This window comes from Salipaludibacillus aurantiacus, assembly GCF_900111295.1.
Taxonomy (GTDB): Bacteria; Bacillota; Bacilli; order Bacillales; family Salisediminibacteriaceae; genus Salipaludibacillus; species Salipaludibacillus aurantiacus.
Genome location: NZ_FOGT01000001.1, coordinates 328,380 through 340,407, shown reverse-complemented (window position 1 = coordinate 340,407; position 12,028 = coordinate 328,380). Strand labels below are relative to the sequence as shown.

Sequence of the window (12,028 nt, the reverse complement as noted above, 5' to 3'; positions counted from 1 at the left end):
AAAAAATCATGGAATTATTTAAGTATATGGAGAAATATGATTACGAGCAGACAGTAGTATGCCAGGATAAAGAATCCGGGTTAAAGGCTATTATTGCAATCCATGATACAACTTTGGGGCCGGCACTCGGGGGCACCCGGATGTGGACGTACAACAATGAAGAGGAAGCATTTGAAGATGCATTAAGACTTGCTAAAGGCATGACATACAAAAATGCGGCGGCCGGACTAAACCTGGGCGGGGGAAAGACGGTTATTATCGGTGATCCCCGAAAAGATAAAAACGAAGCAATGTTCAGGGCATTCGGACGTTTTATTCAAGGGTTAAACGGCCGTTACATCACAGCAGAAGATGTTGGGACAACAGTGGAAGATATGGATTTAGTTTATTCCGAAACTGATTATGTTACCGGGATCTCACCTGCCTTTGGCTCCTCTGGAAATCCTTCCCCTGTTACCGCTTATGGGGTATATGTAGGAATGAAAGCCGCTGCAAAAGAAGCCTTTGGAGATGACTCTCTTGAAGGGAAAACTGTCGCAGTCCAAGGAGTCGGCAATGTCGCTTATAACTTATGCCGCCATTTGCATGAAGAAGGAGCCAAGTTAATTGTAACAGATATTAATAGAGAAGCTGTTCAGAGCGCAGTTGAAGAATTCGGGGCAGAGGCTGTCGATATTAATGATATCTACAGTACAGACTGTGATATTTATTCCCCATGTGCTTTAGGAGCGACAATTAATGATGAAACAATTCCACAGTTAAAAGCAAAGGTTATTGCAGGAGCAGCAAATAATCAGTTGAAAGAAAGCCGCCATGGAGATATAGTGCAGGAAAAAGGTATAATCTATGCGCCTGATTATGTCATCAATTCAGGAGGAGTCATTAATGTAGCTGACGAACTTATCGGTTATAACAGGGATCGCGCAATGAAAAAGGTAGAGACTATTTATGACAGCATTACGAAAATTTTTGATATTTCCAAGCGCGATAATATTCCATCTTATCTTGCAGCCAATCGTATGGCAGAAGAAAGAATTGAAACTATGAGAAAATCGCGCAGACAATTTTTAACTAACGAAATGAGTATTTTAAGCCGTGGAAGATAATAGGCCTTAACCCTCTTTTTTAAAACAGGAGCAGGTTAAGCAACGGTTTTATTGAATTTGGAGGGAAGCAGAGTGGAACATCAGGAGTTTAGAATATTATCCATAAATCCCGGATCCACTTCTACAAAAATAGGAGTTTTTGATAACGATAAAGAAGTCATGATTGAAACGATCAGGCATGACCGGGAAACATTAGGCGCTTTCGATTCTATTATTGCTCAGTATATGTTTCGAAAAGAAATGATTCTGGAAACCTTGGACCAGAGCGGAATTAATCTGTCAAAACTTTCAGCAGTGGTAGGCCGGGGGGGATTACTTCGGCCTATCGCCGGCGGGACTTATCGTGTGAATGATGCCATGCTTGAAGATCTGCGCGCCGGTTATTCAGGGCAGCATGCTTCAAACCTGGGAGGCATCATCGCCTATGAAATTGCTGACCAGTTAAATATTGAAGCCTATATAGTAGACCCTGTGGTCGTGGATGAAATGGATCCGGTAGCCAAAGTGTCGGGTTTTGCTGATTTTGAAAGAAAAAGTATTTTTCATGCTCTAAACCAGAAAGCAGTTGCGCGGAAAGTAGCCTCTGAGCTTGGAAAACCCTATGAGCAACTGAATTTAATTGTCGTACATATGGGGGGAGGAATTACGGTCGGCTCTCACAAAGCGGGGAGAGTGATTGACGTAAATAACGGGCTGCATGGCGAAGGACCTTTCTCTCCTGAAAGAGCTGGAACTGTCCCTGCGGGAGACCTTGTGTCGCTCTGTTTTTCCGGAGAGTATTATGCAGATGAGGTTATGAAAAAGATGGTTGGCCAAGGCGGACTTGTCGGGCATCTTGGAACCAATGATGCTGTGGAAGTGGAAAACCGGATTGCCAAAGGGGATGAAAAAGCTGAATTGGTTTATGAAGCCATGGCCTATCAGGTTGCTAAAGAAATAGGCAGTCACGGGGCTGTTCTGGGCGGAGAAATAGATGCGATTATTTTAACAGGCGGTTTAGCTTATGGAAAAGAATTTGTCCAGAAAATCGTCTCTCGTGTAAAATGGATGTCAAACGTCATTATTAAGCCGGGAGAAAACGAAATGCAGGCACTCGCAGAGGGAGCATTAAGAGTTTTGCACGGTGAAGAGGAAGCAAAAATTTATAAAGTAAACTAAGGTAGAAAATCAAGCTTTACGGCAGGAGGGATTTCTTATGGCTAAAGAATATGATCTGGTCATATTAGGAGCTGGTACAGGTGGTTATGTGGCTGCTATCAGGGCTTCCCAACTTGGCTTAAGTGTGGCTGTAGTCGAGAAAGGAAAACTTGGAGGCACGTGTTTACATCAGGGATGTATTCCGAGTAAAGCTTTACTCAGAAGTGCTGAAGTGTATAAAACTGTCAAACAGGCAGAAGAATTTGGTGTCACCGCGGAGAAAACCGCTTTGAACTTTGAAAAAGTTCAGGAAAGAAAATCCAGAATAGTTGATCAGCTTTATAAAGGTGTTCAGCACCTTATGAAGAAAGGGAAAATCGATGTGTATGAGGGATTTGGCCGTATATTGGGCCCATCAATTTTTTCACCGACCTCGGGTACTATATCGGTAGAACGGAGCGACGGTACGGAAAATGATATGTTAGTACCTAAAAACGTTTTAATTGCTACAGGCAGCAGACCTAAATCTCTCCCTGGCCTGGAAATAGATGAAGATCACATCCTTTCCTCAGACGGGGCATTGAGGCTGGAAAAGCTCCCTGAATCTATCACAATCATCGGTGGAGGAGTCATTGGAATAGAATGGGCCTCCATGTTTGCAGATTTTGGAGTTAAAGTAACCGTTCTGGAATATCTGGATCGTATTCTGCCTCTTGAAGATGAGGAAGTCTCAAAAGAAATGCAGCGTGCAATGAAGAAAAAAGGTGTTAAAGTTATCACTGGTGCCAAAGTGCTTTCCGACCAGGTTAAAAAAGAAGGCAATCAGGTTCAAGTAACCTTTGAACATAAAGGGGAATCAGTCCAGGCCAGTTCAGAAAAGGCCCTTGTATCAGTCGGAAGAGCAGCAAACATTACCGATATTGGACTGGAAAATACTGACATTCAAGTGAAAAATGATGTCATAACTGTCAACAAAAATTACCAGACTAAAGAATCCCATATTTATGCTATTGGAGATGTGATCGGAGGCCTTCAGCTGGCTCATGTTGCTTCTCATGAAGGAATCGCTGCAGTCGAGCATATGGCAGGGGTAGAAGCACATCCAGTTGAGGAGGAAATGGTTTCAAAATGTACTTACTCATCTCCTGAAGCGGCAAGTGTAGGCTTGACTGAAAAAGCTGCCAAAGAGAAAGGGTATCGTGTAAAAACAGGCAAGTTTTCATTCAAAGCTATTGGAAAAGCGTTAGTTTACGGTGATACAAGCGGTTTTGTGAAATTTGTTTCTGATGCAGATACAGACGATCTATTGGGAGTTCATATGATTGGACCGCATGTGACCGATATGATCTCCGAGGCAGCTCTGGCAAGAGTCCTTGATGCTGCCCATTGGGAGGTAGGCCAGACCATCCACCCGCACCCGAGCTTGTCAGAAGCAATAGGCGAAGCTGCTTTAGCGGTAGATGGAAAAGAGATACACGGCGGGTAAGCTGATTATCCTGAATTAAGAATAATGATAGGTTAATAAGGAGGTATTACTATGAGTGAACTTCGTCATCATACGATAGGTCTCACAGATGATGATGTGCTGAAAATGTATGAAACAATGCTTTTAGCACGAATGATTGATGAAAGAATGTGGCTGCTGAACCGGGCGGGCAAAATAGCGTTTGTTATTTCCTGCCAGGGGCAGGAAGCTGCTCAAGTTGGGGCTGCTATGGCTCTTAACAATGAAAAAGATTATGTCCTTCCTTATTACAGGGATATGGGAGTAGTCCTCCAATTTGGAATGACACCTAAAGATTTGATGCTTTCAGGATTCGCCAAAAAAGAAGATCCTAATTCCGGAGGGCGCCAAATGCCAGGCCATTTTGGACAAAGAAAAAACAGAATTGTGACCGGCTCATCACCAGTTACTACCCAAGTCCCTCACGCAGTAGGTTTTGGACTTGCAGCGAAAATGAAAAAAGAAGACTTTGTCGCTTTTACTACTTTCGGTGAAGGTTCTTCCAACCAGGGAGACTTCCATGAAGGAATTAACTTTGCAAGTGTACATGACCTGCCTGTAATTTTTATGTGTGAAAATAACAAATACGCGATTTCTGTGCCTCTTGATAAACAATTAAATATTGAGAACGTATCAGACAGAGCGGCCGGTTATGGAATTCACGGCGAGTCTGTTGATGGAAATGACCCTCTTGCTGTATATGAAGCAATTTCCAAAGCTAGAGAGAGAGCGTTAAATGGAGAAGGCCCTTCATTAATTGAAACAGTATCCTACCGTCTGACTCCGCATTCAAGTGACGATGATGACAGTGTTTACCGGGCTAAAGAAGAAGTTGAAGCAGCCAAAAAGATAGATTCCATTCATACGTTTGGTTCTTATTTAAAGGAAACAGGTGTTTTATCGGATGAGAAAGAGGAAGAAATCCGGGCAAGACTCCGTCGGGAAATTGATGAAGCAACAGATTACGCAGAAAAAGCACCATACGCAGAAGCAGAATCCTTAATGGATTATGTTTACGGAGAGGAGTGATCGTATGCCTGTTATGTCATATATTGAATCCATTACTCGTGCAATGAGAGAAGAAATGGAACGTGATGAAGATGTATTTGTACTTGGAGAAGATGTAGGGAAACGTGGGGGCGTTTTCCGTGCCACTGACGGACTATACGAACAGTTCGGGGAAGAACGTGTCATTGATACTCCATTAGCAGAATCCGCTATTGCCGGTGTCGGTATTGGAGCTGCCATGTATGGTATGCGTCCTGTGGCAGAAATGCAGTTTGCTGATTTTATTATGCCTGCAGTTAATCAGATTGTCTCTGAAGCAGCTAAAATACGTTACCGTTCAAACAACGACTGGATATGTCCTATTACCATCCGTGCTCCTTACGGAGGAGGCGTCCATGGGGCTTTATACCATTCCCAGTCTGTGGAAGCCCTCTTCGCCAATATACCGGGATTAAAAATTGTCATGCCTTCTACGCCGTACGATGCTAAAGGGCTTCTTAAAGCAGCAATCAGGTCAAATGATCCCGTGTTATTTTTTGAACATAAACGTGCCTACCGTCTGATTAAAGGCGAGGTCCCTGAAGAGGATTATACTCTTCCTATTGGAAAAGCCGAAGTGAAACGTGAAGGAGAAGACATCACTGTGATCACATACGGCCTTTGTGTCCACTTTGCCCTGCAAGCTGCTGAGAACCTTGAAAAAGAAGGGTATAACGCCCATATTCTTGACTTAAGGACAGTCTATCCTCTTGATAAAGAAGCGATTATCGATGCTGCTAAGAAAACTGGGAAAGTTCTTCTTGTTACAGAGGATAACAAAGAAGGAAGTATCATGAGTGAAGTAGCGGCTATCATTGCCGAACATTGTTTATTTGATCTGGATTCGCCGGTTCAAAGGCTTGCAGGTCCGGATGTTCCAGCTATGCCTTATGCTCCGCCAATGGAAAAACGGTTTATGGTAAATGCAGATAAAGTAGAGGAAGCAATGCGGAACATCGCAGAATTTTAAACTGTTTTTCAAGTGATTTATACAAAGCCCGGACTATACACTGAAGGAGGATAATTGGATGGCTACAGAAATTACGATGCCTCAATTAGGCGAAAGTGTTACTGAAGGAACGATTACAAAATGGCTTGTTGCTCCTGGAGACCAGGTTAATAAGTACGATCCTATTGCAGAAGTAATGACGGATAAAGTAAATGCCGAAGTCCCATCTTCATATACAGGAACAATTAATGAATTGATTGCTGAAGAAGACCAGACAATAGAAGTGGGAGAAGTCATTTGTACGATGAACATAGAAGGCGGTGAGGCTGTGGAGAGTAAAGAGGAGACTGGCTCTCCTGCTGCTCAGCAAGCTGAATCAACTGACAGCGGGCAGCCGGAAAGCTCATCTTCAGATGCTTCCGCAAAAAAACGTTATTCACCGGCTGTGCTCCGGCTTGCGCAGGAAAATAATATCGATCTTAACCAGGTGGAAGGCTCAGGGCGGGGTGGACGCATTACCCGTAAAGATCTAATGGCAATTATTGAAAGCGGCGATGTGCCTGGCAAAGATACCGGTTCTGCTTCTCAAAAAGCGCCTGATGCAGTTAAGGAAGCGAAACCTGCGGACATGCCGTTAAACGGCCGGGATCAGGAGGTAACAGACGTAAGCAAACCTGCCGGGGGCACAACGAGCGGAAGAGCAGAGGAAGTCCCGGTAAGCGGTGTAAGAAAAGCCATTGCACAGAATATGGTTAAATCCAAGCATGAAGCTCCGCACGCCTGGATGATGATTGAAGTAGATGTCACTGACCTCGTCCGTTTCCGGGAAAAGGTGAAAAATGAATTTCAGAATAACGAGGGTATTAAATTGACTTTCCTGCCTTTCTTTATGAAAGCTGCAATCGATGCACTAAAAAAGTACCCGCAAGTGAACGCTAAATGGGACGGGGATAAAATTATACGGTATAAAGATGTCCATTTATCGATGGCCGTGGCCTCAGAGGAAGAATTGTTTGTACCGGTCATAAAGCATGCGGATGAGAAAAACATTAAAGGCCTCGCCAGGGAATTAAATGATATTTCCCGTAAAGTCAGATCAAACTCTTTAAAGCAGGAAGATATGCAGGGAGGGACCTTTACACTCAATAACACCGGGTCTTTTGGGTCTATACAGTCCCAGCCGATTATTAACACGCCTCAGGCGGCCATTTTATCTGTTGAATCGATTGTTAAGCGCCCGGTTGTTCTTGAAAACGATGCGATTGCGGTAAGACATATGGTAAATCTGTGTATGTCACTCGACCACAGAGTGCTGGACGGCCTTATTTGCGGCAAGTTTATGAATCATATTAAACACTCATTGGAAAACATGAATGATAAGACGGTATCCATATACTAAGTCAGACAGTCTATAAATAAAATCATGAAGTCAGCTGCCTGGATTGCAGCATGACATTAGTTTTAATTTTCCGGCCCTGTATTGTGGGCCGGTTTTTTTCATGTTTTTAGAAAAGGTGTTCATAATAACTATTAAAGGAGGTATATAACTAATGTCTATACTGCTCGTATTTTTATTAGCGGTCCAAACAGCATCGGGATTTCCGTGCGGCGATTCGGACTACACAGATTATAATGAGAATAGTAATGCCCTCACCGGTGAAGTGATGTATGAAACGTCTACGTTAAAGCCTCACTTTAATTATTATTATGAACTTCTATTTGAAAAACACAGACCGGATTTAATGGAAGAGTGGAAAGAAGTGGGAAGAGAGAGGGAAGCACTCACTAAAAAGCTTAAAGAATTTAATAAAGAAAAACGGACCAACTTATGCGACAGCATTCCAGATGAGTGGTATGAACATCATCAGCTTGCACAGGAACGGTTTCTTCAGTCCGTTAAAGAAAGAGAAACGTCTAAAATAAAAATTAGCTTATATCATTTACTTGCTGTAAAAAAAACCTGGAACGAAGAGATGAAAGAAGCGTTAAAAAAATCTTAAGGATTTTCACCTTAATCGAAATGATTTTGGTTTACAAAACAAAAAAATTAAGCTATAATCCCTTTTGTACTTATAAAACGTAATTGTTACGAAAGGAGATAGCTATGTTTAAAAAGTTATCAATTACTTTTTCATTAATGCTGGCTGGAAGTACATTTTTAGCTGCTTGCGGCGAGAATACCAACGAAGAAGTTAATCTGGGAAATGAATCTGACGGCAACAATAATGCTGAGACTGAAGCGGAGGATATTGAACCCGTTCATATTATGACCACTCTTTATCCAATCGAAGACTTTGTTAATCGAATTGGCGGGGAATTAGTAGAAGTAGACAATATGGTTCCTGTAGGGGCAGATGTCCATACTTTTGAACCGACTGCAAATCAGATGATTGAAGTAGCAGAAGCAGAATTATTTATTTATAACGGCGCGGGGTTCGAAGGTTTCGCGGAGAGTATTAAAGACACTGTAGAATCACATGATGTGGAAATAGTTAAAGCAACAGATGGAATTGATCTGATTGATTATCACCATGATCACGGTCATGAAGCCAATGACGACAACCATGACCATAACGATGATCACGGTCATGAAGCCAATGACCATAACCATGACCATAACGATGATCACGGTCATGAAGCCAATGACCATAACCATGACCATAATGATGATCACGGTCATGAAGATAATGACGACAACCATGACCATAATGATGATCACGGTCATGATCACGATCATGATTACGGAGATGAGGACCCTCACGTTTGGCTCGATCCAATTCGGTCAATCGAATTAGCGGAAAACATAAAGAACGCGCTTATTGAGGCGCGCCCGGATGGAGAAGAAGAATTTACCGCAAATTTTGAAGATTTAAAAGCAGAATTAGAAACATTGGATGAAGAATTCATGGAAATGGCAGATAATAAAACAAAAGATACTATTATTGTATCCCATGCAGGATACGGGTACTGGGAAGATCGGTATGGCATTAACCAACTCGGAATTGCAGGTATTTCACCTACAAATGAGCCATCCATTCAGCAAATTCAGGAAGTGATCGCTCTTATGGAAGAGAACGATATTAATTATGTGATGTTTGAGCAGAATATCCCTACTAACATTGCTGAGACAGTGCGAGAAGAAGCAGATGCCGAAGATTTATGGCTTCATAACCTGGAGGCTTTAACAGAAGAGGATATTGAGAATGAGGAAGATTATTTCAGTCTCATGAGGCAAAATATAGAGGTTCTTGAAACTGCGCTGCATTAAGAGGTGCTCAGGCGGTTAAAAAGGCGATTTGCCTTTTTGACCGCCTTTTTTTATACATAAAGACGGGGTTTAAAGAAGATATAATTTCAATGACACGGCCAAAACTTTACGGTAAGCCAGGTTTTCCTAATAGTTTATATTGGTAAACAAGCTGTATAAGTTGTAAAATAGAATTACAGTCTAATCAGAAAGGGTGTCTTTTTGTGGAATTCCAAATGTTTATGAATGATGTAGTGCAAGCTGCGCGTAACGATATGGTTGAAGCTGGTTATCAACAGCTGACTACCCCTGAAGAAGTAGAGGAAGTTTTCAACAAGCCGGGAACAGCTCTCGTGCTCGTGAATTCAGTCTGCGGGTGCGCTGGTGGAATAGCAAGGCCTTCTGCAGCTTATATGAAAAACTATGAAGTCCAGGCTGACCAATACGTCACTGTCTTTGCAGGCCAGGATAAAGAAGCGACTGAAAAAGCGCGTTCTTACTTTACCGGTTATGCGCCATCGTCTCCTTCATTTGCCTTATTAAAGGACGGCGAAATTAAAATGATGCTTGAACGCCACGAAATTGAAGGACATGAGCCAATTGAAGTGGTTAAAAGACTTGAAGAAGGTTTCGATACGCACTTCAAATAAAAAGAGTTAATAAATTAAGGGGGGAGGCGGTGGAAGCCTCCTCTTCTTTATGCTATAATGCAGTTTGTCATTATTTATGTACATAAGTTTTACTATAAATATAATAGGGGGAAAGAGTTGTGAACGAACTTTATAAACAAATTCATGTTTATTTAAATATGGACGAAGAAATTCCTTTTGATGAATTTGAAAAATATTACAAAAAGGTATTAAAATATTTTAACGAACAGGCAGACCAGTTTGAAGAAGAAGATGTATGGAAAGCTTTATTTATTTCTGAGAACGTTATGTCTAACGCAGAAGGGCGTTCAAAAGAGGAAAAAGGAAATAAAGCGAAAAAATATTCCAGAATGGCACAAAGACTTACTTTATGGGCTCAGAATTTTGCTGCCCGACTGGCTGAAATGGGATATAATAAAGACCAGATGAACGAACGTTTTGAAAAAATGTTTGAAGATGAAACAGAATAAAAAAGATTTTTAATATAAGTATTGATTTTTTGTTCGGGGATTGTTATACTCCTATAGTGCGGATGAAACGTTCCGCCTTTTCTTTGCGCCTGTGGTGAAATGGATATCATACGAGATTTCGGCTCTCGCGTTCCGGGTTCGAATCCTGGCAGGCGCGCCATAATTATACATAGTAATCTTCAGCTTACTGCTGAAGATTTTTTTGTTTTAAGGCTCTGTTGTTTAATTGGTGATGGAAAGTTTCATTTCAGTAGCTGCTGCTAAATGTTACTGAAGCGAATTGATCATTATTTCACAGAATTATGGTACGATAAGAAACATACTATTGTTGGAAACAGGTGAACTTTTATGTTCAAAATTGGGTACAGAACATTAAAAACAGCTATAGGAGCTGCTATTGCAACCTTTATTGCACAAGCGCTTGAACTTGATTTCTTTGCTTCTGCAGGAATTATTGCCATTCTTTGTGTCCAGAAGACAAAGAGAAAATCGGTCCAGGATTCCTGGGCGCGCTTTTTAGCCTGCATAATTGGAATGGTTTACGCGGTACTGGTTTTTGAGTTTATCGGTTATCACCCTCTGTCTATTATCGTTTTACTCCTTTTATTTATTCCTACTACGCTTGCGTTAAATATACAGGGAGGGATAGTCACCAGCTCAGTTATCAATTTCCATATTTACACTGTTGCTGATTTGAGCCTGGCCCTTATTATTAATGAACTCGCTTTAATTATTATAGGAATTGGTATAGCTTTAATAGTAAACATGTATATGCCGAGCAAAGAGGACCAGCTCGAGCATATGCAGGCAGAACTTGAAAGTTATTTTTCAATTATATTTAAGGAATTTGCCGGCTATATCCGTAAAGGTGACAATAATTGGGACGGGAAAGAAATTACGAAGGCAGCTTCTTTACTCGTAAAGTCCAAAAACCAGGCTTTATTAAATCTGGAAAACCACATTTTACGATATGAAGATGTTTATTACCATTACTTTAAGATGCGTGAAAAACAGCTGGATATTATCGAAAGGATGATGCCCCTCCTTACCTCCATTGAACATCATGTGGAGCAGGCTGACATGCTTGCGGATTTTCTGGAGGAACTGGGAGAAGGTGTCCATTCCAGTAACACAGCACATATATATATCAATAAACTTGATAAGTTAAAGGATTCTTATAAAAATATGCCATTGCCGGCTACACGTGAGGAGTTTGAAGCCAGGTCCGCCCTTGCTCATCTAGTCCGTGAACTTGAGCAGTATCTTGCGATAAAACACCAATTTAAACCGAAAAAAGAATATAAAGTGTTTCGCTGAATAAGCTCCCCCTTATAAACACACTCTAAAGAAAAAGAACGGGGTGGTCGGGGATGATCGCATTATTTCTCTCAATACTTTCGATAGTATCTCCTGTATGGCCTCTCGGAGACAACCCTTTGCCGGGTGATCCTTATGTCATTGTGAATACTTCTGTGAATGAGATGGCCTATATTAATGAAGGAGAAGTAAAACAGACTTTTAAGATAGCCACAGGGAAAAACGGGGAGGAGACACCTGAAGGCGAGTATAATATCATTGTCAAAGCAATTAATCCATATTACCGTAAGTTGGATATCAAAGGCGGAGATAAAGAAAACCCCCTTGGCACAAGATGGATGGGTTTTGATGCAGCTGATACTGACGGCCGGATATATGGCATGCATGGAACAAACAGGCCTGAATCGATCGGTTATAATATTACAGAAGGATGTATCAGGCTTAAGAATTCTGATGTAGAAGTATTGTATGACGAAATACCACTGGGGACCAAAATTCTCGTTACCTCCACCGGGGAGTCATTTGACGAACTCGGAAGAAAATACGGAGCAATTGCAAATAACGATAATTAGAAGCTTAAAGGGCAGCCCGATTTGGGCTG

At 41.6% G+C, this 12,028-nt stretch carries 12 protein-coding genes and 1 tRNA gene; all 13 read left to right on the top strand.

The window, feature by feature from the left end:
* Positions 1–8 precede the first annotated feature (8 nt).
* The 13 genes from bcd (at position 9) to BMW59_RS01640 (ending at position 11,999) form a co-directional block, all read left to right on the top strand.
* Positions 9–1,106 (top strand): branched-chain amino acid dehydrogenase, encoded by a 1,098-nt coding sequence (gene bcd, locus BMW59_RS01700; RefSeq protein ID WP_093047275.1) that lies wholly within the window; start codon positions 9–11, stop codon positions 1,104–1,106.
* A gap of 72 nt (positions 1,107–1,178) precedes the next feature.
* On the top strand, positions 1,179–2,264 hold the full coding sequence (buk, locus tag BMW59_RS01695) for a butyrate kinase (RefSeq protein WP_093047274.1): 1,086 nt from the start codon (positions 1,179–1,181) through the stop codon (positions 2,262–2,264).
* 37 nt (positions 2,265–2,301) lie between these two features.
* Positions 2,302–3,729 carry a dihydrolipoyl dehydrogenase gene (lpdA, locus tag BMW59_RS01690; protein ID WP_093047273.1) on the top strand — a complete coding sequence of 476 codons (1,428 nt, stop codon included), beginning with the start codon at positions 2,302–2,304 and terminating at the stop codon, positions 3,727–3,729.
* 51 nt (positions 3,730–3,780) lie between these two features.
* Positions 3,781–4,776, top strand: a complete 996-nt coding sequence (locus BMW59_RS01685; RefSeq protein WP_093047272.1) for a thiamine pyrophosphate-dependent dehydrogenase E1 component subunit alpha — start codon at positions 3,781–3,783, stop codon at positions 4,774–4,776.
* A gap of 4 nt (positions 4,777–4,780) precedes the next feature.
* Positions 4,781–5,764 carry an alpha-ketoacid dehydrogenase subunit beta gene (locus tag BMW59_RS01680; RefSeq protein ID WP_093047271.1) on the top strand — a complete coding sequence of 328 codons (984 nt, stop codon included), beginning with the start codon at positions 4,781–4,783 and terminating at the stop codon, positions 5,762–5,764.
* Positions 5,765–5,822: 58 nt separating this feature from the next.
* Complete coding sequence (locus BMW59_RS01675) at positions 5,823–7,142, top strand: dihydrolipoamide acetyltransferase family protein (RefSeq protein WP_093047270.1); 1,320 nt, start codon at positions 5,823–5,825, stop codon at positions 7,140–7,142.
* Positions 7,143–7,293: 151 nt separating this feature from the next.
* Positions 7,294–7,743: a hypothetical protein gene (locus tag BMW59_RS01670; protein WP_093047269.1), complete on the top strand. Its 450-nt coding sequence runs from the start codon at positions 7,294–7,296 to the stop codon at positions 7,741–7,743.
* Positions 7,744–7,847: 104 nt separating this feature from the next.
* A complete protein-coding gene (locus BMW59_RS01665) occupies positions 7,848–9,011 on the top strand; it encodes a metal ABC transporter solute-binding protein, Zn/Mn family (RefSeq protein WP_093047268.1) in 1,164 nt (387 codons plus the stop codon).
* A gap of 215 nt (positions 9,012–9,226) precedes the next feature.
* Entirely contained in the window at positions 9,227–9,640 is a 414-nt protein-coding gene (locus tag BMW59_RS01660) for a BrxA/BrxB family bacilliredoxin (RefSeq protein WP_093047347.1), read from the top strand.
* A gap of 119 nt (positions 9,641–9,759) precedes the next feature.
* Positions 9,760–10,110: a hypothetical protein gene (locus tag BMW59_RS01655; protein ID WP_093047267.1), complete on the top strand. Its 351-nt coding sequence runs from the start codon at positions 9,760–9,762 to the stop codon at positions 10,108–10,110.
* A gap of 85 nt (positions 10,111–10,195) precedes the next feature.
* Positions 10,196–10,270, top strand: a tRNA-Arg gene (locus BMW59_RS01650).
* Between the two features lie 188 nt (positions 10,271–10,458).
* Positions 10,459–11,427 carry an aromatic acid exporter family protein gene (locus BMW59_RS01645; protein WP_093047266.1) on the top strand — a complete coding sequence of 323 codons (969 nt, stop codon included), beginning with the start codon at positions 10,459–10,461 and terminating at the stop codon, positions 11,425–11,427.
* Between the two features lie 53 nt (positions 11,428–11,480).
* Positions 11,481–11,999, top strand: coding sequence for a L,D-transpeptidase (locus BMW59_RS01640; RefSeq protein WP_093047265.1), 519 nt, complete (start codon positions 11,481–11,483; stop codon positions 11,997–11,999).
* Positions 12,000–12,028 lie beyond the last annotated feature (29 nt).

Bases quoted from the DNA above. Each gene is read 5' to 3' on its own strand.
- bcd (WP_093047275.1), top strand. From the start codon at position 9: ATGGAATTATTTAAGTATATGGAGAAATATGATTACGAGCAGACAGTA.
- lpdA (WP_093047273.1), top strand. From the start codon at position 2,302: ATGGCTAAAGAATATGATCTGGTCATATTAGGAGCTGGTACAGGTGGT.
- BMW59_RS01685 (WP_093047272.1), top strand. From the start codon at position 3,781: ATGAGTGAACTTCGTCATCATACGATAGGTCTCACAGATGATGATGTG.
- BMW59_RS01680 (WP_093047271.1), top strand. From the start codon at position 4,781: ATGCCTGTTATGTCATATATTGAATCCATTACTCGTGCAATGAGAGAA.
- BMW59_RS01675 (WP_093047270.1), top strand. From the start codon at position 5,823: ATGGCTACAGAAATTACGATGCCTCAATTAGGCGAAAGTGTTACTGAA.
- BMW59_RS01670 (WP_093047269.1), top strand. From the start codon at position 7,294: ATGTCTATACTGCTCGTATTTTTATTAGCGGTCCAAACAGCATCGGGA.
- BMW59_RS01665 (WP_093047268.1), top strand. From the start codon at position 7,848: ATGTTTAAAAAGTTATCAATTACTTTTTCATTAATGCTGGCTGGAAGT.
- BMW59_RS01660 (WP_093047347.1), top strand. From the start codon at position 9,227: ATGTTTATGAATGATGTAGTGCAAGCTGCGCGTAACGATATGGTTGAA.
- BMW59_RS01645 (WP_093047266.1), top strand. From the start codon at position 10,459: ATGTTCAAAATTGGGTACAGAACATTAAAAACAGCTATAGGAGCTGCT.
- BMW59_RS01640 (WP_093047265.1), top strand. From the start codon at position 11,481: ATGATCGCATTATTTCTCTCAATACTTTCGATAGTATCTCCTGTATGG.